The organism is Neisseria sp. P0020.S003, assembly GCF_051957095.1.
Lineage (GTDB): Bacteria > Pseudomonadota > Gammaproteobacteria > Burkholderiales > Neisseriaceae > Neisseria > Neisseria subflava.
In genome coordinates this window covers 262,703-287,197 of record NZ_JBQCWU010000001.1, presented here as the reverse complement: position 1 = coordinate 287,197, position 24,495 = coordinate 262,703, and the positions used below count along the sequence as shown (strand labels likewise).

24 protein-coding genes are annotated in these 24,495 nt (G+C 48.2%); 16 read left to right on the top strand and 8 right to left on the bottom strand.

The genetic code is table 11. From position 1 onward, the window contains the following. Positions 1-212 precede the first annotated feature (212 nt). Positions 213-1,169 carry an imidazoleglycerol-phosphate dehydratase HisB gene (gene hisB, locus ACTHTQ_RS01430; protein WP_440362843.1) on the bottom strand — a complete coding sequence of 319 codons (957 nt, stop codon included), beginning with the start codon at positions 1,167-1,169 and terminating at the stop codon, positions 213-215. A 19-nt stretch (positions 1,170-1,188) separates the two neighbouring features. Beyond that, positions 1,189-2,274 (bottom strand): histidinol-phosphate transaminase, encoded by a 1,086-nt coding sequence (gene hisC, locus ACTHTQ_RS01425; RefSeq protein WP_440362842.1) that lies wholly within the window; start codon positions 2,272-2,274, stop codon positions 1,189-1,191. Between the two features lie 218 nt (positions 2,275-2,492). On the opposite strand from hisC, the gene ACTHTQ_RS01420 reads away from it, so the two are divergent. The 9 genes from ACTHTQ_RS01420 to rplS all read left to right on the top strand — a co-directional run bounded on the left by ACTHTQ_RS01420 (position 2,493) and on the right by rplS (position 11,400). Beyond that, positions 2,493-2,849 (top strand): DUF2069 domain-containing protein, encoded by a 357-nt coding sequence (locus ACTHTQ_RS01420; protein ID WP_070632531.1) that lies wholly within the window; start codon positions 2,493-2,495, stop codon positions 2,847-2,849. Next, positions 2,846-4,678, top strand: a complete 1,833-nt coding sequence (locus tag ACTHTQ_RS01415; RefSeq protein WP_440362841.1) for a Wzy polymerase domain-containing protein — start codon at positions 2,846-2,848, stop codon at positions 4,676-4,678. The genes ACTHTQ_RS01420 and ACTHTQ_RS01415 overlap by 4 nt, the downstream gene beginning before the upstream one ends. A 207-nt stretch (positions 4,679-4,885) precedes the next feature. Further along, positions 4,886-5,563 carry a two-component system response regulator MisR gene (gene misR, locus ACTHTQ_RS01410; RefSeq protein WP_070632537.1) on the top strand — a complete coding sequence of 226 codons (678 nt, stop codon included), beginning with the start codon at positions 4,886-4,888 and terminating at the stop codon, positions 5,561-5,563. Between the two features lie 15 nt (positions 5,564-5,578). After that, positions 5,579-6,976: an ATP-binding protein gene (locus tag ACTHTQ_RS01405; RefSeq protein WP_440362840.1), complete on the top strand. Its 1,398-nt coding sequence runs from the start codon at positions 5,579-5,581 to the stop codon at positions 6,974-6,976. A gap of 55 nt (positions 6,977-7,031) precedes the next feature. Beyond that, positions 7,032-9,422: a GNAT family N-acetyltransferase gene (locus tag ACTHTQ_RS01400; RefSeq protein WP_440362839.1), complete on the top strand. Its 2,391-nt coding sequence runs from the start codon at positions 7,032-7,034 to the stop codon at positions 9,420-9,422. 75 nt (positions 9,423-9,497) lie between these two features. Beyond that, entirely contained in the window at positions 9,498-9,746 is a 249-nt protein-coding gene (rpsP, locus tag ACTHTQ_RS01395) for a 30S ribosomal protein S16 (RefSeq protein ID WP_003679465.1), read from the top strand. Positions 9,747-9,761: 15 nt separating this feature from the next. Next, the gene (gene rimM / locus ACTHTQ_RS01390) at positions 9,762-10,271 is read left to right on the top strand and encodes a ribosome maturation factor RimM (RefSeq protein WP_440362838.1); all 510 of its coding nucleotides are present in this window, start codon (positions 9,762-9,764) and stop codon (positions 10,269-10,271) included. Next, positions 10,271-11,020, top strand: coding sequence for a tRNA (guanosine(37)-N1)-methyltransferase TrmD (gene trmD / locus ACTHTQ_RS01385; protein WP_308887852.1), 750 nt, complete (start codon positions 10,271-10,273; stop codon positions 11,018-11,020). Before rimM ends, trmD begins: the two co-directional genes overlap by 1 nt. 14 nt (positions 11,021-11,034) lie before the next feature. Then, positions 11,035-11,400, top strand: a complete 366-nt coding sequence (gene rplS / locus ACTHTQ_RS01380) for a 50S ribosomal protein L19 (RefSeq protein WP_003679470.1) — start codon at positions 11,035-11,037, stop codon at positions 11,398-11,400. A 211-nt stretch (positions 11,401-11,611) separates the two neighbouring features. Here rplS and ACTHTQ_RS01375 read toward each other — a convergent pair whose 3' ends face one another. Further along, entirely contained in the window at positions 11,612-13,021 is a 1,410-nt protein-coding gene (locus ACTHTQ_RS01375; protein WP_440362837.1) for a PepSY-associated TM helix domain-containing protein, read from the bottom strand. A 344-nt stretch (positions 13,022-13,365) separates the two neighbouring features. Between ACTHTQ_RS01375 and greA the strand changes: the two genes are divergently transcribed. After that, positions 13,366-13,842, top strand: coding sequence for a transcription elongation factor GreA (gene greA, locus ACTHTQ_RS01370; protein WP_003684304.1), 477 nt, complete (start codon positions 13,366-13,368; stop codon positions 13,840-13,842). A gap of 98 nt (positions 13,843-13,940) precedes the next feature. Continuing rightward, complete coding sequence (locus ACTHTQ_RS01365) at positions 13,941-14,369, top strand: DUF4149 domain-containing protein (RefSeq protein WP_250590574.1); 429 nt, start codon at positions 13,941-13,943, stop codon at positions 14,367-14,369. A gap of 135 nt (positions 14,370-14,504) precedes the next feature. Here the strand turns inward: ACTHTQ_RS01365 and ACTHTQ_RS01360 are convergent, their stop codons facing one another. Next, positions 14,505-15,266, bottom strand: coding sequence for an OmpA family protein (locus tag ACTHTQ_RS01360; protein ID WP_049350983.1), 762 nt, complete (start codon positions 15,264-15,266; stop codon positions 14,505-14,507). Positions 15,267-15,709: 443 nt separating this feature from the next. Between ACTHTQ_RS01360 and ACTHTQ_RS01355 the strand changes: the two genes are divergently transcribed. After that, the gene (locus tag ACTHTQ_RS01355) at positions 15,710-16,660 is read left to right on the top strand and encodes a CysB family HTH-type transcriptional regulator (RefSeq protein WP_036472646.1); all 951 of its coding nucleotides are present in this window, start codon (positions 15,710-15,712) and stop codon (positions 16,658-16,660) included. A gap of 86 nt (positions 16,661-16,746) precedes the next feature. Here ACTHTQ_RS01355 and fnr read toward each other — a convergent pair whose 3' ends face one another. Next, positions 16,747-17,481, bottom strand: a complete 735-nt coding sequence (gene fnr / locus ACTHTQ_RS01350; RefSeq protein ID WP_039862092.1) for a fumarate/nitrate reduction transcriptional regulator Fnr — start codon at positions 17,479-17,481, stop codon at positions 16,747-16,749. 162 nt (positions 17,482-17,643) lie between these two features. On the opposite strand from fnr, the gene hemN reads away from it, so the two are divergent. The 4 genes from hemN to ACTHTQ_RS01330 all read left to right on the top strand — a co-directional run bounded on the left by hemN (position 17,644) and on the right by ACTHTQ_RS01330 (position 21,100). Continuing rightward, a complete protein-coding gene (gene hemN, locus ACTHTQ_RS01345; RefSeq protein WP_154953201.1) occupies positions 17,644-19,065 on the top strand; it encodes an oxygen-independent coproporphyrinogen III oxidase in 1,422 nt (473 codons plus the stop codon). 131 nt (positions 19,066-19,196) lie between these two features. Beyond that, entirely contained in the window at positions 19,197-19,529 is a 333-nt protein-coding gene (locus tag ACTHTQ_RS01340; protein WP_003684426.1) for a hypothetical protein, read from the top strand. 300 nt (positions 19,530-19,829) lie between these two features. Then, positions 19,830-20,075 carry a DUF1289 domain-containing protein gene (locus tag ACTHTQ_RS01335; protein WP_036472649.1) on the top strand — a complete coding sequence of 82 codons (246 nt, stop codon included), beginning with the start codon at positions 19,830-19,832 and terminating at the stop codon, positions 20,073-20,075. Between the two features lie 38 nt (positions 20,076-20,113). Beyond that, a complete protein-coding gene (locus ACTHTQ_RS01330) occupies positions 20,114-21,100 on the top strand; it encodes a TraB/GumN family protein (protein ID WP_440362836.1) in 987 nt (328 codons plus the stop codon). 99 nt (positions 21,101-21,199) lie between these two features. Here ACTHTQ_RS01330 and ACTHTQ_RS01325 read toward each other — a convergent pair whose 3' ends face one another. From ACTHTQ_RS01325 to dapE, 3 genes are all read right to left on the bottom strand, one after another. Then, positions 21,200-22,195, bottom strand: coding sequence for an ornithine carbamoyltransferase (locus ACTHTQ_RS01325; RefSeq protein ID WP_440362835.1), 996 nt, complete (start codon positions 22,193-22,195; stop codon positions 21,200-21,202). 240 nt (positions 22,196-22,435) lie between these two features. Then, positions 22,436-23,191 (bottom strand): methylated-DNA--[protein]-cysteine S-methyltransferase, encoded by a 756-nt coding sequence (locus tag ACTHTQ_RS01320; RefSeq protein WP_440362834.1) that lies wholly within the window; start codon positions 23,189-23,191, stop codon positions 22,436-22,438. Between the two features lie 78 nt (positions 23,192-23,269). Then, the gene (gene dapE, locus ACTHTQ_RS01315; protein ID WP_440362833.1) at positions 23,270-24,415 is read right to left on the bottom strand and encodes a succinyl-diaminopimelate desuccinylase; all 1,146 of its coding nucleotides are present in this window, start codon (positions 24,413-24,415) and stop codon (positions 23,270-23,272) included. Positions 24,416-24,495 lie beyond the last annotated feature (80 nt).

The following is a 24,495-nucleotide window of genomic DNA, read 5'->3' as shown; positions in this document are numbered from 1 at the left end:
ACAAAAAAGACGAGCAAATTATGCTCGTCTTTTTATTGCACTCTATGAAACTACTTTTCACAAAACCAATCCCACCAAATCCCGCTTCATCCAAAATAATCCCAATTATCTCAGAGACTCTATATATTTATCTCATTGGGTTTCAACAAATAATAAAGACCGTCTGAAACCAATTAGGGTTTCAGACGGTCTTTATTCATTCACACGATGCCTTATTTTTCAGATGCGGCTTCCGCTTCTTCTTGAACAGATTCTTCGCTCAGCGTGCCTTTGGTAGAAGGCGTTTGACCCATCATGCGCGGATCGTATTCGACTGCCATGCGCAGGGCGCGGCCGAAGGCTTTGAAAACGGTCTCGGCTTGATGATGTGCATTACGGCCGCTCAAGTTATCGATGTGCAAGGTCATCATGCTATGGTTCACAAGGCCGTGGAAAAATTCTTCAAACAAATCGACATCAAAACGGCCGATCAGGGCGCGGGTAAAGTCGATGTTGTACACCAAGCCAGGGCGGCCAGAAAGGTCGATGACTACACGGCTCAACGCTTCATCCAGCGGAACATAGGCATGGCCATAACGAGTAATGCCGGCTTTATTGCCAAGCGCTTGTTTCAAGGCCTGACCCACCACGATACCGATGTCTTCAACCGTGTGATGGTCGTCAATGTGCAAATCGCCTTTGCAGGTAATATCCAAGTCAATCAAACCATGACGCGCTACTTGGGCAAGCATGTGTTCAAGGAAAGGAACGCCGGTATCCAAGCGGTATTTGCCGGTACCGTCAAGATTGAGGCTGACGGTAATTTGGGTTTCGCTGGTATTACGGGTAACGGTAACAAAACGGCCTTCGGTTGAAACACCAGCTTCGGCTGCTTCGACAGTTTGTTTTTCCAAACGCGCCGCTTCAACCGCTGCTGCTTTTTCTTGGTCTTTGCTGTGATCACGGTTCAACCAGCCTTTGCGTTTGTGCATGCCAGATTCCAACTTCGCAGCCAGGCTCGGACGAATGCCGCGAGCAGACTCATCGCCTGCTTGTTGTTCCAAACGGCGTTTGAGCTGAGACAAAGAGGCGGAGTTTTCATAACCGCATGCGCGTGCAAGCTTGGTTAATGAGCCGGCTTCTTCAACCAGTAACAGAAAATTGGTCAAATGCAATTGAGCTTTATTCATAATGGTAGTTTCCTTGGAATCAAAGATTAGGGTAAAGGTTTTTAATAACGGCCAAAACGGCATCATTTTGCGCTGCCGAGCCTATGGTTATGCGGACACACTGATCCAAAAGCGGATGACTGCCATGCAGTTTTTTAATCAGTATGCGGTTTTGCTTCAATGTTTCAAACAGCTCGTTCGCATCAGGGACACGAACGGTAATAAAGTTGGCTTCGCTCGGAAAAACTTGCAAACGGTTTAATTTCAGCAATTCATTCATCACGCGCGAACGCTCATTTTTTAATGTATCAATGTTTTGCTGAATGATTTGATGATGTTTCAATGAGAATTTTGCCGCCGCCAAGCTTAATTGATTCATATTATAAGGAGGAAGAATTTTAGCCAGTTCACCCATAATGCTTGGACTTGCCGCCGCATATCCCATCCGCAAGCCTGCAAAGCCGATTTTACTGATGGTGCGCATTACGACCAGATTTTCGACTTCGCCCGCCCACGGAAGGAAACTGTCATGATGAAACGCACCATATGCCTCATCGACAACCACAATGCCGGTAGCCGCGCGAATGATTGCCTCTACTTCTTCCCGCTTAAAGCACACACCAGTAGGGTTATTGGGATAGGCAATAAAAATTAATGATGGCTGATGTTGCTCGATAGCGGTCAAAACGGCAGGGAGATTTAAAGAAAAATCTGGATTTAAGGGAACGCCGACATATTCCATGCCATAAAGCGCGGCATTATGACGATACATAACGAAACTTGGCTCAATACCCAATACACGCGCATTTGGTTTGGCAACCAGCATAGTCAAAAATTGGATAAGCTCGTCGGAGCCGTTGCCTAACGCGATTTCCGCCTTATCGGGAATACCGAAAACCTCCCTCAATTCTTCATAAATACCGCTCTTGGCAGCATGAGGATACAAATGAATCGGTGCCTGCTTTGCCAAATCCGCCCATTCTGACAATAAAGATTCATACCCGGCGAAAGGATGATGCGGACACTCCATGGCGTCCAACTTAATAAAACCTTCCGGCAAATCGGCAACCTGATAGGCTGTCATTACTTTAATGTCATCACGGATAACATCAGCAACGCGATTCATGGTTTTCTATCCTCCTGAGATAAAGTGTTTATAATAGTAGCACAATCTTTACTAGATATATATATTGATAAGACTATAAAACAAGATAAAGTTTCATTCGTTTGAAGAAAAAACAATAAATCCTTTCTTCAGCATCTTTAAGCAATATTCTTGGCTTACCCTGCCTTTTTAGCGGTATAATTTTAAGTTTTCCAGTACGGCTTTACGCCCTCAATATTGTGAACAATACACGCTCCCCATTACCTTATCTTGCAACTTCCATAAGCCTTATCCTGCTGATTCTGCTTTCCTTGTCATGGGAATTGTGGATCGCACCATTGCGCGAAGGCGGCTCATGGCTGGCACTGAAAGCCCTGCCGCTGTGCCTGCCGTTGACCGGTATTTTGAAAAAACGCATCTACACTTATCAATACAGCTCCATGCTGATTCTGATTTACTTTGCCGAAGCCTGTATGCGCCTGGCTGACACAACCGTCGCCAGCCGGATTTGCGCCGCCGTTTCCGTATTATTGTGCATTGCCTTTTTCCTCGGCTGCCTTGCATTTATTAAACAACAAAAACACACATCAAAATGACCTACCACACACTTTCAGACGGCCTGACTGAATCTTCAGTGAAAACCTTTTGGCCTTTATGGCTCAGTTTTCTTTGGATTTGCGCCGTCCCTTTTCTCTCACTCTACCGAGTCGGCCCTCTGCCCAGCTTTTATTTGGAAGCCATCTCATTGAGCGGCTCATTGGTACTGACATTGATTAGCGCACACAAAGGCCTGCTGAATATCCGCCTTCCTGCACTCAGTATCGGCTTGTTTGCCATGGCCGCATTTTGGTCGCTCCAAGTGCGCCTCATGCATTCCATCTACCCCGGTATGAGCGACATCACCGCCTGGACCTTTGTCATTTTGGCACTGGGCGCATGGTCGGTGCGTGGCTGGATAGCAGCTTACGGACAGGAACGTGTCGTCAGCATCTTTGCTTGGTCTTTATTGATAGGTGCAACCATACAGGCTGCCATCGTTTGGTTGCAATTTAAAGGTTGGTCCAACGTAGAGTGGTTGAACGGCATCGTCGCCCGAAGCAACGGCACCGTAAACGGCCAACTCGGCCAGCGCAATCATTTGGGACATTATTTGATGTGGGGTATTTTAGCGGCATCCTATTTATGGACGGCGCGCAAAATGTCCAATGCAGCAGGTTTTCTGTTCGTATTGGCATTGACTGCGACCCTCGGCCTTGTCAACTCGCGCACCATCTTGGGCTACATTGTCGCCCTATTCCTGATTACGCCGTTATGGTTTTGGCGTACCCGTTTCCAACACAAACGCGCACTGTGCATTTTCCTTCTGACCGCCATCCTGGCTGCCGCTTTCCAATTCGGCATGGGCAGCCTGTTAGATTTGTTTGGCAACATCAAATACGAAACCGCTGTCGAACGCGCAGGCACCAGCGGTTTTGAAGGCTCCATGCGCCAAATCGAATGGAGCAAGGCATGGATTGCCTTTCAATCCGCACCTTGGTTCGGACATGGCTGGAACAGCTTTGCCCAGCAAACCTTCCTGATCAATGCCCAACAACAATACTTCCCCAACAATATTCTCGGCGTACTGTTTACCCATTCGCACAATATCGTCATGCAGTTATTGTCTGAAATGGGCATTGCCGGTACCTTGCTTGCAACCTTAACCCTGCTTGCAGCCGTATGGCGACTGTCGGGCCGCAACCAAACGCCGGCTTCCCTGTTTTTGCTGACCGCCGCCGCCGTCAGTCTCTGCCACAGCATGCTCGAATATCCGCTTTGGTATATTTATTTTCTCACCGTATTCAGCCTGATTCTGTCGCTGACACTTTCTTATCCAAAAGATGTTTCAGACGGCCCTTTATCTACCCGAATCAGACAGTGGGCAGGCGGTATAGCCGCTTTATCGATTTTAATCGGCATGGCAAACCTCAGCTGGGAATATCAAAATCTGACCCAATATAGCCGTGTAGGGAAAACCGACGATCCGCAAACAGTCCAAAACAAAATCGACGGTTTGCAGCAGCTTTCCAAAGAAAGCCCTATGCTTGCCTATTACGCCGATTTAAGTTTGAGCAAACGTGCCGACCCGACCGATGCCTACATCCGCCCATGGGCAGAAGAGGCCGCACTTAAAGCCCTGACCTACCGCCCCTACTCCAATGCCTATCAAGTTGGCCTCTACCTCTACCGACAAGGCAAAAAAGAAGAAGGTGCGCAATGGATGCAGGCAGTGCAATATTATTATCCGTATATGATGTATTTCTACGCCGACAAAATACGCAGCCATCCGGCATTCGCCCCACTGCTACCCAAACTTTTGTCTGATTGCAAAGATTTCATCAATGCACCGAAACACCAAACTGCCAAATCTTGTGATAAACCCTAAACAAAACTCACTCAATTGTCAGTTTATCCTTACAGGCCGTCTGGAAATGTAAAGAGCGACAAGTTTCTATGCAAAAAAGCGCAAAAGCACAGAAAATTACGCTATCAACAAAAGCAGATTGCATGTTAAGATTGAATACAACTCTATTTTAATCGCCGCACCGCCTATTTAGTGCCACGGCGCATACAATCACGAAAAGGAAATTCCATGAGTCGCGTATTACTCGTAGATGACGATGCCCTCTTGACCGAATTGCTGACCGAATACCTGACTGCCGAAGGCCTCAACGTTCACAGCGTTCCTGACGGCGAAGCCGGCGTTCAAGAAATTCTGACCGGACAATACGATGTCATCGTATTAGACTCCATGATGCCTAAAATGAACGGTTTGGACGTACTGAAAAACGTACGTACCCAAAGCACTGTGCCCATCATCATGCTGACCGCAAAAGGTGACGACATCGACCGCATTATCGGTTTAGAAATGGGTGCGGACGATTACGTACCGAAACCATGCACACCGCGCGAACTCTTGGCACGTATCAACGCCATCTTGCGCCGTGCACAACACAGCAACGAACAAAACAACGCGCCGAACAGCATTTCTGTCAGCGACGTTGTCCTCTACCCTGCCAAACGCCAAGCCAGCATCAAAGACACTCCGCTTGAATTGACCAGCACCGAGTTTAATCTGCTTGAAGTTTTGATGCGCCACGCCGGACAAGTTGTCAGCAAAGAAACTCTGTCTATCGAGGCACTCGACCGCAAACTGGCTAAATTTGACCGCAGCATCGACGTACACATCTCCAGCATCCGCCACAAATTGGGCGATGCTTCCCTGATTCAAACTGTACGCGGCTTAGGCTACCTGTTTGTTAAAAACTAAAGATTAAACAGATCAATGAAACTGTTTCAACGCATCTTCGCCACATTTTGCGCAGTCATCGTCTGCGCAATCTTTGTGGCGAGTTTTTCATTTTGGCTGGTACAAAACACCCTTGCCGAAAACCAATTCAACCAACGCCGCACCATCGAAACCACATTGATGAGCAGCATCGTTTCTGCCTTCAACTCACGCGGAGACAGCGGTGCGCGCGAAATTCTTTCTGAATGGAAAAACAATCCGGTTTCCAATGCCGTTTATGTGATTACCGGCGACGATAAAAAAGATATTTTAGGCCGCGACATTGACAGCCTTTCCATTGAGCGCGCCCGTATCTTTGCCATCAACAACCCCGAATCCGATTTGGCACACATCGAATACGACCGTTTCGGCGAAGAATACCTCTTCTTCATTAAAGGCTGGGACAATCATCAAGCCCAACGCCTACCTAGCCCGCTCTTCATTCCCGGCCTGCCGCTTTCACCTATTTGGCACGAATTTATCATTCTGTCTTTCATCATCATCGTCGGCCTGCTGATGGCATACATCCTTGCTAACAATATTACCAAGCCTATTAAAATTCTTGGTGGCGGCATGGACAGAGTAGCCAACGGCGAACTCGAAACCCGCATTTCCCAACAAGTTGACGACCGTGACGACGAATTGTCCCATCTTGCCGTACAGTTCGACAAAATGGCCGAGAAACTTGAAAAACTTGTTGCCAAAGAGCGCCACCTGCTCCACCATGTTTCTCATGAAATGCGCTCGCCGCTGGCGCGTATGCAGGCGATTGTCGGCCTGATTCAATCTCAGCCGCAAAAACAAGAGCAATACCTCAAGCGACTTGAAGGCGAACTGGTGCGCATGGATACTTTGGTCGGCGAATTGTTGACCCTCTCCCGCTTGGAAACTTCCAATATTCCTTTGGAAAAAGAAAACCTCAAACTCGTTCCGTTCTTAACCAACTTGATTGAGGACAACCAAAGCATTGCCCACCAAAACAACCAAAGCGTTACCCTGAGCATTGACCCAAAAATCCCTGAAAATGCCGTGGTCAGCGCCAACGAAGGCTATCTATACCGCGCCTTTGACAACGTAATCCGCAATGCCATCAATTACAGTCCTGAAGGCAGTACCATTCAAACCCATATCGGACAAGACGGCAAAAACTGGATTATCGATGTTACCGACAACGGGCCTGGCGTAGATGAAATGCAGCTTCCGCATATTTTCACTGCCTTTTATCGCGCCGACTCCAGCGCACACAAGCCCGGTACAGGTTTAGGGCTTGCTTTGACGCAGCACATTATGGAACAACACTGCGGTAAAATCATCGCTGAAAATGTCAAACCCAACGGCCTGAGAATGCGTTTTATCCTTCCCAAAAAGAAAGCCGGAGACAAAAAAGAAGTCTAAAAATAAGGCCGTCTGAAACTTTTCAGACGGCCAAAAACACAAATAAGGAACCATCATGAGTGCAACTGCCCAAACTGGCTACTTCTTCATGCCTGAACACATCATCCTCGTCGGTGCCAGCGAACGTCCGCACAGCCTTGGCGAACGCATTTTCAGCCACCTGCTCGGTTCCTCATATCAAGGCAAAATCACCCCCGTCAATCTTCGACACAGCAGTGTAGCAGGCATTCCCTCCTACTCCAGCCTCAGCAAAATCCCGGGTCAAGCCGATTTGGTTGTTGCCGTTATCCCGCCCGACCATTACGACTCGCTGTTCAAAGCCTGCCGTAAAAAAGACCTGCGCCACATTATCCTGATTCAAGATTGGGAAAACCTGCCGCCCGAATCCTGTAAAAACGCCCGCTCCATCATTCAAAAACATCACGGCGACGAATTGAACATCACCGTGTGCAACAGCGCAGGCATCCAACTCCCCTCGCTCAACCTCAACATCGGCACCCAAGCCGACTATCCGGCCGGCCATATCGCGTTACTAACCGGCCACAGCACCGTCAGCCGCAACATCAACCACCTGCTGAACACGCTGCACCAAGGCGTATCACGCCACATCAGCCTCAATTATGACCTAAGCCCTACTACATCCGCCGACTGGCTCAACCGCTTCGGCCACAACCGCCATACCAAAGTTGCCGTGATCCACTACAATCCGGCCGAAAACCAACGCGAGCTGTTCAGTGCCATCCGCCACTTTACACGCCACACCCCGCTTATCCTGTTGTCCACACACTACACCGACGACACAGACAAAGCCATCCTGCGCAGCCTCAGCCGCCACTGCAATTTCCAACCGGTATTCAATACCGCCGAACTGGAAGCAACCCTAAAAGCCCACCTTTCCGGCATTCCCGTCATTACCAACCCCACCATTCTATCCGACACGCCGATAGAATGGCTGCGAAGTACCGCCGATGCCTGCGAATTGACCCTTGACCTCCCAACTGATGTACCATCCGTCCGACAAGGCTGCATCGGCAGCAACCCCACGCCTGCACGCATCCACCGCTTGGCACTCGAACAATTACAAAATCCGCATATTCAAGCCCTGCTTGGCATTATTTCGCCAGATACGCCGGATGCGTACAGCATTCATCAAACTCTGGATAATTTGGCACAAAAAACCAGCAAGCCCATTCTCGTCAGCTATCGTTTTTCAGACGGCCTGACTCGGTTTAACACGCCGGAAGAAGCCTTACTGACACTTTATTTCCGCAATCAAACAGCCTATTTGCAACAAGTGCAAAATACCCCTGCCCAAGCCAAAACAGGCCGTCTGAAAACACCTAAAAGCAAAAATATCGATAAAGCCATTGCATCCGGCCAAACCGAACTGATGGCGGAAGCCCTATACCTACCTCCGTGCCAAATCCAAAAACACAATGCCGTCCAATTTCGATTCAGCCGCCATGCCATTTACGGCAATACCCTTACCGCCCATTACAACGGCCAAACCGAAGCCGCATTACCTCCCTTTACCACACTCGATATCCAGCGTTTAAGCCAATTTGCAGAACTCGACAACACTTCTGTTCTCAATCAATTCCTGCATTCCCTAAACACGCTTATCCACAATAACCAGCATATCGGCGACATTATCCTCAACTACAACGGCAGCCAATACAACAGCACCATCATTCCCGAAATCGTAGAAAAACCTGTTGCACCAACAACCAAAATCCCCAAAAAAGCCGTTCAAACCTTGGAACAGGCCGCCGCCAAAATGCAAAGCGCCGCCGCCTACCTCCAACAAAAAAATCCGGCCGCAGCCGAATTCCTACGCAACACCGGTGAAGCCGCTTCCGAACTGCTTCACCCTAAAACCGAAACGCCCAAGATACAAAACGTACTTGCACCCTATCCGAGCCAAACCGATACCTTTGCCCTGCCCGACGGCAACACACTGCACATCCGCGCACTAGAGCCTGAAGATGCCGAAGCCAAACAAAAATTTGTCCGCCAATTACCCGCGGCCGACCGCTATACGCGCTTCATGACCCATACCAACGAGTTGCCGCTGCCCACACTTGCACGGCTGACCCGTCCCGATTTCCATACCGAATGCGTATGGGCAGCCTTCACTTCAGACGGCCGTATCGTCGCAGTCAGCCGCTATAGCCGCATCAATCGCAATGAGTGCGAGTTCGGCATTACTCTGGCACCAGAAGCACGCAGAACCGGCTTAGCCTGCAAAATGATGAGTCTGATTATCCAAACTGCCACACAGCAAGGTTACCAAACCATGAATGCGGAAATCCTCAAAGAAAACACACCGATGCTCAAACTCGCTGAAAAATCAGGATTTACCGTCACCCCATCTGAAACCGACCGCGGCCTATATCAAGCCAGCCTCGATTTGAACGAATGGCAAAACAGCAACAAAAACAAATAAAAACTTGCATAACCCGTGTGAAATATCCTAAAATTAGCGGTTTCTATATATCCGCATTTTTCAAAAGGACTCAAAATGGTAGTTATCCGTTTGGCTCGCGGCGGCTCAAAACACCGCCCTTTCTACAACGTAGTCGTAACTGACTCTCGCAACCGTCGTGACGGCCGCTTCATCGAGCGCGTAGGTTTCTACAACCCCGTTGCCAACGAAAAACAAGAACGCGTACGTTTCGACGCAGACCGCATCAACCACTGGGTTGCTCAAGGCGCGAAAGTTAGCGACGCAGTTGCCAAACTGATTAAAGAGCAAAAAATCGCTGCTTAATCAGCCGAAACGACCATGACAGACACTCAAAAACGGGTAGCCATGGGCTACATCAAAGGCGTATTCGGCATTAAAGGCTGGCTTAAAATTGCCGCCAATACCGAATATACCGACAGCCTGCTGGACTACCCCGAGTGGCAGTTGTGCAAGGATGGCAAAACCCTGAATGTTGTGCTTGAGGCAGGTAAAATTGTCAATGGCGAACTTCAGGTCAAATTTGAAGGTATAGACGATCGCGATCAAGCATTTACCTTGCGTGGCTATACCATCGAAATCCCCAGAGAGTCATTCGCCCCTACTGAGGAAAACGAATACTACTGGGCAGATTTAGTCGGCATGACCGTCATCAATAAAGAAAACATCGTCCTCGGCAAAGTCAGCAACCTGATGGAAACCGGTGCAAATGATGTTTTGATGATTAAAGGCGAACACGGACAAATCCTGATTCCCTTTGTCTCCAACTATATCGAATCTGTCGATACCGACAGCAAAACCATTATTGCCGACTGGGGTTTGGACTACTGATGCTGATTCAAGCCATCACCATTTTCCCGGAGATGTTCGACAGCATTGTCGAATATGGCGTTACAGGCAGAGCAAGAAAACAAAATCTTTGGCAGTTTCAAGCCACAAATCCCCGAAAATTTGCCGATAACAAACTTGGCTATATCGATGATCGCCCCTTCGGAGGTGGTCCGGGAATGATTATGATGGCGCCGCCGCTTCAAGCGGCAATTGAAGAAGCCAAAGCGAACTCGCAAAAACCTGCCAAAGTAATTTATCTCAGTCCGCAAGGTCAGCCGCTGACACATAAAAAAGCTGCAGAACTTGCCGAACTGCCTCATCTTGTTCTTCTATGCGGACGCTATGAAGGCATAGATGAAAGACTGCTGCAAAGCAGTGTAGACGAAGAAATCAGCATTGGTGACTTTGTCGTCTCGGGTGGCGAATTACCCGCCATGATGTTGATGGATGCCGTCTTAAGATTGGTTCCGGGTGTGTTGGGCGATATACAGTCAGCCGAACAAGACTCGTTTTCAGACGGCCTTTTAGACTGTCCTCATTACACCAAACCCGTAGAATTCCAAGGCATGATGGTTCCCGAAGTCTTACGCTCAGGAAATCATGGCTTGATTGCCGAGTGGCGATTGAAACAATCGCTGCGACGCACTTTAGAGCGCCGGCCTGATTTATTGGAAAAGCGCAGTTTAATCCCAAAGGAATCCCGCCTCTTAAAAGAAATCTTGCAAGAGCAACAGGAAATCCAATCATAACTTAGGAAAAACAAATGAACTTGATTCAACAATTAGAGCAAGAAGAAATCGCTCGCTTGAACAAAGAAATCCCTGAATTCGCTCCAGGCGACACCGTTGTCGTATCTGTACGCGTAGTTGAGGGTTCTCGCAGCCGTCTGCAAGCATACGAAGGTGTTGTTATCGCTCGCCGCAACCGTGGCCTGAACAGCAACTTCATCGTTCGCAAAATCTCTAGCGGCGAAGGTGTAGAACGTACTTTCCAACTGTACTCTCCTACCGTAGAAAAAATCGAAGTTAAACGCCGTGGTGACGTACGTCGTGCCAAACTGTACTACTTGCGCGGCCTGACCGGTAAAGCAGCTCGCATTAAAGAAAAATTGCCTGCTCGCAAAGGTTAATAGCTTTCATCAAAAACCCACTTCATTGAAGTGGGTTTTTTGTTTTTATACAAAAACTCCTCGTCTTTCTTACACAACCCTGCAAGCCAACCATCATCTCCATTTCACATATAAACTTAAACAGAATCGTAACCCCCCTACCTCTTTTAACCTTTATACAAAAGGCCGTCTGAAACAAAAGATTCAGACGGCCTTTAATCACATCGGGCGGTTATTTAAACCATCTTGCCAATGCCGGGATACGCGACAACAACAGTGTATCCAAAATCCAAATAACAGCGATTGCAGCAATGGCTGTCGGGAAAATCACAGCCAAAATCAGAAGTGGCACAGCCATTGCCCACCATACCGGCAATTTGATTTTCTGTGCAGGAGGAACCAAACCACGTGCTTCCGAAGGACGGCGTTTCCACCACATTACACAGCCGCTGACGCAGATGAAAATAACCGCCAGGCAGAACAAGACGTTCGCCAACACGCTCCACCAGCCCAGCGTCCCCATGTGCAGCGCGATGCTGGCCGCCATGAATTTGCCGAAGAAGTTGTAATCGTCGAAACGGATGTCGGCCAGGATTTTGCCGCCGTATTGGTCGATGTGCACCGTGCGGTCGGCGGTCGGGCTGACCATGTCGTAGCTCATCGAATCCTGCGACAGCGTCCACACGCCCGTTTCGCCTTTGGGCAGGTTGAGTTGGTAGCGGCCTTTGAAACCGATTTCGCGGGCAAAGCGGTCAACCGTCTCCAAAGTCATCGGCTCACTTGGATTAATACCGTTTTCACCCATTGTCGTACCGGAAACCGGCATAGGCGTCAACTCCAAAATCCATGGCACTTCTTTAGATTTACCGTCATTCAGCACATCACCATGGGTTGGCACAGAAGATACCGGATTAGGCTCCACACCCCATTTACCGGCAGGAAATTGACTCCACGCCTGAACCACTTTACCGCCCCAAATACCTGCCCAAGCAATACCTGACAGACAGAACAGCAACAAAATCAAAGAAACCCAAGTGCCAAATGCTCCGTGCATGCTACGCCACCATGTGCGTCCTTTGCCTGCTTTCGGCACAAGCATGGATTTCAGGCTGCGTTGTTTCGCCCACCTCAAATAAATCCCCGTGATTATCATCAGGATGGTCAGTGACGCGGCAGTTTCCAGCAGATAGTCGCCCACCGGGCCGATCATCATATCGCCGTGGATTTCGTCCATCGTGTGATACCAGCCTTGACCACGCGGCATCGTATTCACAACTTTTGCTGTATAGGGATCAACGGCAACCATAGTGGCTTTATCATCATTGTTCACGCGGAATACGGCAACCATATCATCTGCGCGTGGCGCAATATACTGCACTACAGAAGCAGTTTCCGGATTCACAAACTGTCTGGCGGCCTCAGCCTGAGCCGACAAAGGCTGCACCACTGCCTGCGGCGTAATATGTATGCGTTCGCCTTCTTTACCGGTAATATTGGCGAATAGCAGCATTCCCAACCCTGTAACAGCCAGCAGGGTTAAAAACGGCGCAACCAAAAGTCCGGCATAAAAATGCCATCGCCAAACAGTCAAATAACGGCGGTTAGCCTGTTGTTCATTTTGGGAAGTTGGTTTTGTTTCCATATTTTCTCTTCATATAGTTAAAGCAGACTAATTACTACGAATTAGCAACAGGTATTTTAATCAAAAACATTCATTTAAGAAACCGTTTTTCCAATGCAGCTTTGAAATACTTCAATATTTAGTTTTTAGGCCGTCTGAAAAAACAAAATAGACAGAAAACAACACTTTACTGAAAATCCGTTTTAATCATTGCGGTTTCGGCAGAATTTGGTAGAATACAGACATTACTTATTTATTCATCAAGCCGCCAAGCTTTGGCGGCTTGTATTTTTATTTCCAATCCGGCTACCGCGCGTGGCCGGATAAAATTTTAAAAGCATCATCATGCTTTCATGGAGAACTCAATGCAAAAAATCCCTTTGACCGTCCGTGGTGCAGAATTGTTGAAACAAGAACTTCAACACCTCAAAAGCGTAGCACGCCCAGAAGTTATCGAAGCCATCGCCGAAGCACGTTCGCACGGCGACTTGTCTGAAAACGCAGAATACGAAGCCGCCAAAGAGCGTCAAGGCTTTATCGAAGGCCGCATCGCCGAGTTGGAACACAAACTCTCTATGGCGCACATCATCAACCCTGCCGAAATCCATGCAGAAGGCAAAATCGTGTTCGGCACAACTGTGACACTGGAAGATTTGGAAACTGAAGAACAAGTTACCTACCAAATCGTCGGTGAAGATGAAGCAGACATCAAAGAACGCAAAATCTACGTTGGCTCCCCAATTGCCCGAGCCCTGATCGGCAAAGAAGAAGGCGACGTTGCAGAAGTTCAAGCACCCGGCGGCGTACGTGAATATGACATCATTGCCGTGCAATATATTTAAATAAACAAAAGGCCGTCTGAAAACATTTTCAGACGGCCTTTTGCTGTATCTAAAAACACCATAATCAAAGAAAGTGAAATCTTCCCAGGAGAAACATAATGAATCTACTGTACAAAATTATCCAAACCGCTGCCGCCATGTGGCTCGGTATGCAGTTGACAGCAGGCTATGTTACCGCCCCTATCCTGTTTCGCCTCCTGCCCAAAATGCAGGCGGGAGAAATTGCCGGCATTTTGTTTGCCATTACAGCACTATGTGGCTTAGTTATTTTTGGCGCAGCCTATGCCTTTTTCAGACGGCAACTGGCCTCACTTTCTTGGTGGATATTGGTCCTTTGGTTACTCTTAGCCTGCAACCATCTTTTGGTTACACCGGTTATCGAGGCACACAAGTATGGTCTGGATAACTGGCTGCTGTCCCTAGTAGGCGGAACATTCGGCGTTTGGCACGGCTTATCCAATATCATCTTTTTGATTTGTACGATACTGGCAGCCATCTGCGTATGGAAATGGCCCAAGCCAAACTAATCCGTCTTAATAAAAGGCCGTCTGAAAATAAATTTTTCAGACGGCCTTTTATTTTGAATCATAAATTCCCCGACTCTTCAAATATAAACTATAAAAAAATGCCCTGCATATTGCAGGGCATTTTTCACAAACCGATTAAGGTTTAGCGTAACCGTGAACGCCATTGTAAGGAGCTGGGATCCAACCTTCATCAGTAGCAGGCAATTCGCCTTGACCTTCGATAGTTTGGCCTGGAGCAACTTGACGAGTAACAACGCTGCGAATTTTAACATCAACGCGACGGTCAGGTTCGATACAAGCGATAAGAGCAGCACGTTTCTTAGCTTTAGAAACTTTTTTGCCCAGTTTAGCAACTTCAGCTTCACAAGTAGCAGTCATTTGAGCTTGAGACTCGCCCAGACCTACTGCAGAGATTTTGCTAGAAGCAACGCCACGGCCTACCAAGTAGTTAGCAACTACGTTAGCACGACGCTCAGACAGAGCTTGGTTGTATTCTTCAGAACCCATGAAGTCAGTGTGACCTTCAACACGTACAGTTTGTACGCTTTCGTTGCTCAGGCGTTGAGCCAAAGCGTCCAGTTTTTCTTGAGCTTCAGGACGCAGGTTGTCTTTGTCGAAGCCGAACAGAGTTTTAGTAGACAGGGAAACAGTTTCATCAACATACTCAGGATCTTGTTGTACGGGAGCAACTGCTTCACGATCACCACATTCAACACGGCCTTGGGTAGCTTTGTCGAAGTAGCTGTTTTTCCAGCATTCGCCGTAATTGTTACGGACGATTTCTTGAGATTGGCTGCTTACGACGTAGCCGTGTTTGGTGTGCGCTTCACTTGCCATTGCAGTGCCTGAAGCAACCAATGCAACGAACAATGCGCTTAATTTCAGCTGTTTGGTCATTTTATTCCCTCATCAAAATTGTTATGCGGCGGATACAGGAAGCAGCCGCAGCAAATTACCAATATACAGGCCGCAGTATCAAAACAGCGGCAAATCGGATATATCAGGTTGCACTATAAAGAAGCGCAAGGCAAACTGTCAATACTCGATGCCTTCAAACAATCATGAAGTGCCTGCTTCCTAGTAGTTAATCATGCCGAAAAATCAATCTTGTGTCATTAATTTAGGGCAAAATCAGACAATTCATCCACCTTAAGTTGTACAAAAACAACAAAACCCCTTTCCCTCTTCTTTCCTGAATTTCCCGTTTTCATATCGTTAAAAGATATTTTCATTAAAAACAACCATTTTCAAAACTCGGGGCAAAACTGGGCAAAATATGTTAAATTACATGCCGTTTGTCGCACAAAATCCACATTAACAACGTATTCGGTACTGCTACCATGAAACTGCAACAATTACGTTATGCCCTTGAGGTTTACCGACACAATCTGAATGTCTCCGAAGCCGCCGATGCGCTTTTCACATCCCAGCCCGGCATTTCCAAACAAATCCGCCTGCTTGAAGAAGAATTGGGTATTCAAATTTTTATCCGCAGCGGCAAACGTGTGGTTTCCGTTTCGCAACCGGGCAAAGCCGTATTAGAGATTTCGGAACGGATTTTGCGTGATGTGCAAAACATTAAAAATATCGGCAGCGAGTTTACCGATCATGACAGCGGCTCGCTGACCATCGCGACAACGCATACCCAGGCGCGTTATGCTTTGCCTAAAATCGTTGCGGAATTTGTCAAAAACTACCCTAAAGTCAATTTGACCATCAAACAAGGCAGCCCTTCTGCCATTGCGCAAATGGTCAGCAGCGGCGAAGCTGATTTAGCAATTATTACTGAACGCATTGACGATCATCCTGAGTTGGGGAAACTGCCCTGCTATGAATGGAACCATGCCGTCATTGTTCCGCACGACCACCCTCTTTTGGACTGCCGCAATCCTTTAAGCCTTGAAGATTTGGCTTCTTTTCCGCTGGTTACTTACGAATTTGCTTTTAATTCCGGCAGCAGTATCGCGCGTACATTTAATAAAGCGCATATTGAGCAACCTGATGTTGCCTTATCGGCTGCCGATACGGATGTACTGAAGACGTATGTCCGCTTAGGCTTGGGCGTTGGTTTGATGGCTAAAATGGCGTACGATCCCATTGTCGATCAAGATTTACAACTTATTGATGCGGCACACTTATTTGAACCGTCGCCTACATGGATAGCCTTACGCACTGATACCTACCTGCGCGGCTACGCGTATGACTTTATCCAGATGTTTGCACCAAAACTGACCAGAGAAGTAGTCGACCGTATTCTGTACACACCGGTTGTTGAAGATTTTTCAATTTAATATCTGACTATCACTTTCGTAACTTAACAATTATTCTTTAATTCTTGTTAAAAAGGCCGTCTGAAATATTTCAGACGGCCTAAGATTCAGATAGCGTGCGAACAACCGGAAACCATTTTCTTCAAGGTTGTCGCATCTAAGATTTTGATGTGCTTGTGTTCAACCGAAATCAAGCCTTCATGATGGAATTTAGACAAGGTGCGGCTGACTGTTTCCAGTTTCAGCCCCAAATAGCTGCCGATTTCCTCACGCGACATCCGTAAGATAAAATCATTGGCGGCAAAACCTCGTGAATAGAGACGCTGAGACAGGTTAAGCAAGAATGCTGCCAATCGCTCTTCGGCGCGCATATTGCCTAAAAGCAGCATAACGCCCTGATCTCGGACAATTTCGCGGCTCATCAAGCGGAAAAAGTGAGAACGAAGGCTGGGAATATCCTGACCGAGTTCTTCAATATGTGTAAACGGAAGCTCGCATACCTCGCTGTCTTCCAAAGCCACAGCATCACAGCTGTGAATATGGGAACAAATCCCGTCCATACCGATCAGCTCACCCGACATAAAAAAGCCGGTTACCTGATCTCGTCCATCTTGGCTGGCGACTGTTGTCTTAAAGAAGCCCGCACGGATGGCAAACAAAGAGGTAAACGGCTCGCCGGCACGGAACAGGTATTCACCTTTTTTCAGACGGCGGCTTTGACGAATAACCGCATCTAATTGTGAAAATTCGTTAGGCATTAGTCCGACAGGCAAACACAGCTCGCGTAAAGAACATGTGGAACACAAGGTTTTCATTTGATGTGTTGCATTGTGTGTAGCCATAACGCACCCTTAATCTGCATAGTTCTATAAATCCCTGATGAAGCCGAATAACTATTGACCCAAGTCAAAGTCGACATATCATTATCAGGCATTCTACCAAACTATCGAAATTTTGACTAAAATTTTCCCTAATTCCCCTACTTTATACTACAAGCCCCTACCATGAAAATCATCCCCATATCAAATAACACCAACACAAACAATGAATTACCGGAATTTGACCGTGACTTGATTGCCAGTTTGCCATCAAGCGGTCCCCGTTATACATCCTATCCGACTGCCGACCGCTTCCATGAAGGCTTTAAAGAAGCCGAATATATCCAAGCTTTAAGCCTGCGCAATACGGGAGCGCTCAACAAACCCCTTTCGCTCTACATCCACATCCCCTTCTGCAATACCATCTGCTACTACTGCGGCTGCAACAAAATCATTACCAAAGATAAAAGCCGTGCCGATGCCTATATCCAGTATCTGGAAAAAGAAATGGAATTGCTGGCACCGCATTTGGGCGGAAGACACCAGCTCGCGCAGCTCCACTTTGGCGGCGGCACGCCCACATTCCTGAGCGACGACCAACTCGAACGCGTCTTCGACATGATTCGTAAATACTTCCAGCTGATTCCCAACGGCGAATACTCCATCGAAATCGACCCGCGCAAAGTCAGTCGCGAAACTGTCCTCATGCTCGGCAAACTCGGCTTCAACCGCATGAGTGTCGGTATTCAAGACTTTGACCCTAAAGTGCAGGAAGCCGTCAACCGCATTCAAAGTTATGAAGAAACCAAAGAAGTGATTGATGCCGCGCGTGAAGCCGGTTTTAAATCGGTCAGCGTCGATTTGATTTACGGCCTGCCGCACCAAAACACCGAAAGCATCAAAACCACCATCGATACGGTTTTATCCCTCGATCCCGACCGCCTTGCCCTCTACCACTACGCCCACCTGCCACATATCTTCAAACCGCAACGCCGTATCGACACCAATGTTGTCCCCGGCAGCGAAGAAAAACTCGATATGCTGCAATATTGCGTCCAAACCCTGACTGAGCGCGGCTACGTTTTCATCGGCATGGACCACTTTGCCAAACCTGACGACGAGCTCTCCATCGCCCTCAAAGAAGGTTTCCTGCAACGCAACTTCCAAGGCTATTCGACCTATGCCGACTGCGACTTGGTAGCGATCGGCGTCTCCTCTATCGGCAAAATCGGCAGCACCTACTCCCAAAACGAGCGTGACATCGATGCCTATTACGCCGCACTCGATGCCGGACATCTGCCGATTATGCGCGGCTACCAACTCAATCAAGACGACATTTTGCGCCGCAACATCATTCAGGATTTGATGTGCCGCTTCTCGCTTGATTATCAAATTTACGAAAGCGTGTTCGGCATTCCGTTTAGCCGCTATTTTGCAGCCGAACTGGAAGATATGAAGCAACTAGAAACCCTCGGTCTGGTTCGTCTCAAACCGCACAGCCTGACCGTTACGCCAAAGGGCCGTTTCCTGATCCGCAACATCGCCATGGTGTTCGACTACCATCTGCGCCATAAAGAAACCAAAGCCAAATACTCGCAAACTGTATAAATAGGGATAGAAAAGGTCGTCTGAAAATTTTCAGACGACCTTTGTTTTTATTTTCAATACTTTCGGGTAACATAAAACCATATTTTCCGCTTTATCAGGATTCAAAGTTAATTTGTATAGGCGCGTATCCTATGATTACCGAACAGCAAAACGATATCCTCAGCATCAATCAAGTGCAGCTTCTCCTTGCTGAAAAACGCACGGCACTTGCTATCATGCGTACGGGCATTGCCGTTTTCGCACTCCCTTTGTCTATTTTCAGTGCGCTGATTGCGACATCGAAATGGTACGAGGCCGTCGATGTTTGGCCTTTGCTCGCACTGGTCAGTCTGATGAACATCAGTTTGATTATTTTCTCGATCTATCTGATTACCCGCTCACTCCGTAGAATGCATCAATACGACCGAATGATTGCCGATATCAAATACAACAATCAGTCTTTGCGTAAACTGATTAAGTCATAAAGTGCAAATAGTTGGAGCTAGGCATAAGGTCGTCTGAAAATCAAAATATAGAGGAACTCCAGATTTGTATTAAAACATGATTCTGCCAAACATACCGTAATTGATCTTGGAGACCTTACTGTCCACTTTGCTCCCCCATTTGAATCGATACGATACCATTGCAGTAATTGGGTTTAAAATGAACAACTCAATTGGATATTGGTAGGAATCCTACCGGATACACTTGCCGTGTTTAGACAAATATGAATGCAGTCTGCAATTTTGGTTTGTCCGGTCCCTTATCTCAAACGCTTTTAAAATATGGAACAACCCGATTTTTTCCCCATACCCAGTCCCTGTATAGGTGTCTGCGAAGCCAATGCCAAAGGTTATTGCAAAGGCTGCCTGCGCAGCCGGGAAGAGCGCTTGTACTGGCTCCAGATGACCGACAGCCAAAAGCATCAAGTCATGCACCTCCTGTCCCTCAGGAAGGCCAAAATCCGCAACCGCAAACTGGAAAAACCTGAAACAGGCGAACATCCGGTTCAAAACCTGCTCGATTTCTAAATTCCCCTTACCTACCGCACACCACAATAAGGAAAAACATGAAAAAACTGCTTGCCTGCCTGCTTGCACCATTGACCGCCCTTGCCTTGGGTGCCTGCAAACCCGCCGCAACTTCATCCGACAACAAACCTGTCGAATTTAACTGGCATCAGCCTAAACTGACCAGCAATGTTTGGAAAATCAGCAAAGAAGGCCAACCCGATTCCTACCTGCTCGGCACCATCCACATGGGGCAAACCAATCAAACCTTGTCTTCCGATGCAGTCAAACTATTGCAATCCACCGACCAACTGACCACAGAAGTTGACCCACTGCCGGACAGCAGTCCGGAAACGAAAAAAATGTATCAAAAATACTTCAAGGAAGTCATGAGTACCGAACCACTCAGCCGCAAGCTCGGCAAAACAGATTTCCGTCTTTTACAAGAAATCTATTCGCAAAATGAAGAAAGCCAACCCATCGCCCAAATTGCCGACAAACTCCATCCGTGGGCGGCATTCATTTTTGCCGGCAGTACATTTCCCAAAGGGTATAGTTCAGAAACCGGCGCAGATATGTTGCTGACCAACGCGGCCGCCGACATCAATAAGTCGCGTGGTTCATTAGAAAGCTTGGACGATGTTACCGCGATCTTCAAAGCCCAGCCTGAAGAAACCATGCTCAACTTTCTGAAAGCCAGCATTAAAACCAATAAAGAAGAAACCGAAGATATCAAAAAACTCCATCAAGCCTATTCAGACGGCCGCTTTGAAGAACTCATCCCACTTTTGGAAGAAACCGAACAGCGCACCCTCAAACTTGTTGATACCAAATACGCCAAAGCCATGTCCAATTGGCTGAAAAACGACCTCCTGATCCGCCGCAACTTGGCATGGCTGCCTGAAATCCGCAAGCAATCCGCCAAACAAAGCACCCTCTTTGCCGTCGGTATTGCCCATTTACCCAGCAAAAAAGGCTTAATCGAACTATTGCGTCAAGAAGGCTATCAAGTAACGCCCGAACCCAAAGTCCTGATTTGGCAATAAACCCCAATCAAACGACAAGGCCGTCTGAAAGTCTTTCTTTCAGACGGCCTTTATTTAATCTCTATTAAATGAAGCAGTAAGCAATGTTGAGCGTAACAATCAATCGCCCAATGCCGCTACCATCACCGCTTTAATCGTATGCATCCGGTTTTCTGCCTGATCAAACACAATGCTGGCTTCGCTTTCAAAGACTTCTTCCGTTACTTCCACACCATTCAGGCCGAATGTCTCATAAATCCATTCGCCGACCTTGGTTTCGCGATTATGGAAAGCAGGCAGGCAATGCATAAACTTGACTTGCGGATTTTCCGCCACCGCCATCAATTCGGGGGTAACGCGGTAATCTTTCAGCAAATCGATACGCTCTTGCCAAGCCTCTTTAGGCTCGCCCATGCTGACCCACACATCGGTATGGATAAAATCCACGCCTTTCACGGCTTTCTGCGCATTCTCCGTCAACAGAATCCGTCCGCCGGTCTCTTTGGCAACAGCCTGCACCGTCTCGATAATGTTTTCAGACGGCCACAAACTTTTTGGCGCACCGATACGCACGTCCATGCCCAGTTTCGCAGCCAACACCAGCAACGAATTGGCCATGTTGTAACGCGCATCGCCTACATAGGCAAACGCTATTTGATTCAAAGGTTTGTCGCTATGTTCGCGCATCGTCAGCGCATCGGCGAGCATTTGGGTCGGGTGGAACTCGTTGGTCAAACCATTGAACACAGGCACGCCTGCATATTTGGCCAGCTCTTCCACCACATCCTGCCCAAAGCCGCGATACTCGATACCGTCAAACATCCGCCCTAAAACACGCGCGGTATCCTTAATGCTTTCCTTATGCCCGATTTGGCTGGCAGAAGGCTCCAGATAAGTCACCCCTGCTCCTTGGTCGCGTGCGGCCACTTCAAACGCGCAACGGGTGCGGGTCGATGTTTTCTCGAAAATCAGGGCAATGTTTTTTCCCTGCATCCGCTGCACCTCGCGCCCTGCTTTTTTAGCAGCTTTCAATTCGGCGGCAAGGTCGAGATAGGCGGTAATTTCTTCAGGCGTGAAGTCTAAAAGTTTCAGGAAATGGCGGTTTTTCAGGTTCATATTCGTATTTCTCCTTTCCGGCAGGTCGGGCATTGATGAACAATCTGCCGCTGCTCTATTTTATAGTGGATTAATTTTAAACCAGTACGGCGTTGCCTCGCCTTGCCGTACTATCTGTACTGTCTGCGGCTTCGTCGCCTTGTCCTGATTTAAAGTTAATCCACTATAGTCAGGTCGGATTTTCGAATCCGGTAATTTCAATCGGCGTTGTCGGATACCAGTATCCGACTTACCTCAAAATCAAAACAAGGTCGTCTGAACTTCGCCGCGTTCCAAAGCAAGCAGCGATTGTTTGCGGTTCAAGCCGCCTGCGTAGCCGGTCAGCTTGCCATCACTGCCGATGACGCGGTGGCAGGGAATCAAGATGGACACTTTGTTCTGCCCGTTGGCGGCGGCAACGGCGCGGACGGCTTTAGGATTGCCCAAACGCTGCGCCTGCTCCTTGTAGCTGCGCGTTTCGCCATAAGGAATCGCCAAGAGCGCATCCCATGCCTGTTTTTGAAATTCGGTACCAATCTGCTCCAAAGGCGTGGCAAAGGTTTTCAGACGACCCTTGAAGTATAAGTCTAATTCCTGCCGCAGAAGTTGCGTTCGATCATCTTCCCGAAACACAAACCGCCCGCGCAAGGCTTTTTGGACGGCGGTAATTTCCTGCTCCATATGCTTCTGCCCGACAAACTCCAGCAAACACAAGCCTTTACCGCCGAACACCGCCAGCATCTCGCCCAAAGGCGTGGCAATGGCGGCAGCGGTCAGTTCGTTCAAGCTGTCAGGATAACGTGCTTCCAACAGACGGATGGCACGGCGGATACGGACATATTCTTCGGGTGCGCAGCCGATACGGTCGATAAAATCCTGCTCGAACTGCTTGGCTTCGTATTCCGTAAAACGTTCATGCAGCAGGGCTTCGAGGTCGGCGGAGAAGTCTGCTTCCAGTCGCTCACGGATTTCATTCCATTTTGAAGGAAGGCTGTTTAAAGAAGGTAGGGTAATCATGTTTTACCTTTTATCTCACCAGGTATCGAAATCAAACCAAAATAGCAGTATAGCAATACTGCCACTGCCCTACCGTTTTCAGACGACCTTTTCAGCCAACAACCGCGCCAATATCCCCTCATACACCGCAGACAGCTTCGGAATGTCGTCCAGCCGCACGTTTTCGTTGATTTGGTGGATGGTGGCATTGGACGGGCCTAACTCGATGAGTTCTTTGGCAATGGCCTTGATGAAGCGTCCGTCCGAAGTACCGCCGGTGGTGGACAATTCGGCCTCAACGCCACAAATCTCGGCAATGGCTTCACGTGCCACATCGGTCAGTTTTCCTGCCTGAGTCAGGAAAGGTTGGCCTGAACAAGACCACTGCAAATCGTATTGCACGCCGTGTTTGTCCAAAATGGCGTGGACGCGTTGTTTTAGCCCTTCTTCGGTGGACTCGGTAGAAAAGCGGAAATTGAATTTGACGTTCAGCTCGCCCGGAATCACATTGGTCGCACCTGTGCCGCCGTTGATATTGGAAATTTGGAAACTGGTCGGCGGAAAGTATTCGTTGCCCTCGTCCCAAACTTCCTGCGTCAGCTCCAACAAGGCCGGGGCAAAAGTATGCACGGGATTGATTGCTAAATGCGGATAGGCAATATGGCCTTGCTTGCCTTTGACGTTCAGGTTGCCTGACAGCGAGCCGCGACGGCCGTTTTTCAACATATCGCCCAATTTATCCACGGCAGTCGGTTCGCCGACGATACAGTAATCAATCAACTCTCCGCGCGCTTTCAACACATCGACGACTTTGGTCGTGCCGTCCAGCGCATCGCCCTCTTCGTCCGAAGTAATCAGGAGCGCGATACTGCCTTGATGATCGGGATGTTCGGCAACGAAACGCTCGCAGGCGGTAACGAAACAGGCAATGCTGGTTTTCATATCCGCCGCGCCGCGGCCATACAGACGGCCTTCACGCTCGGTCGGTTCAAACGGAGGCGAATCCCATTTTTCAACAGGGCCTGTCGGTACAACGTCGGTATGTCCGGCAAAACAGAACACCGGAGCCTGTGTACCGCGGCGCAACCAGACATTTTTAGTGTCGCCAAAATGAAGCTCTTCTATGGCAAAACCGATTTTTTGCAGGCGTTCGGCCAGCAGTTGTTGGCAGTTTTGGTCATCCGGCGTCACGGACGGGCGAGAAATCAGCTCTTTGGCAAGCTCTAGGGATTGAGTTTCGGTCATATTTGTTCACTTTGAGAAACAGGCCGTCTGAAACGTTCTGAATATGATTTTCAGACAGCCTTGAGTTTATTTGAAGATAC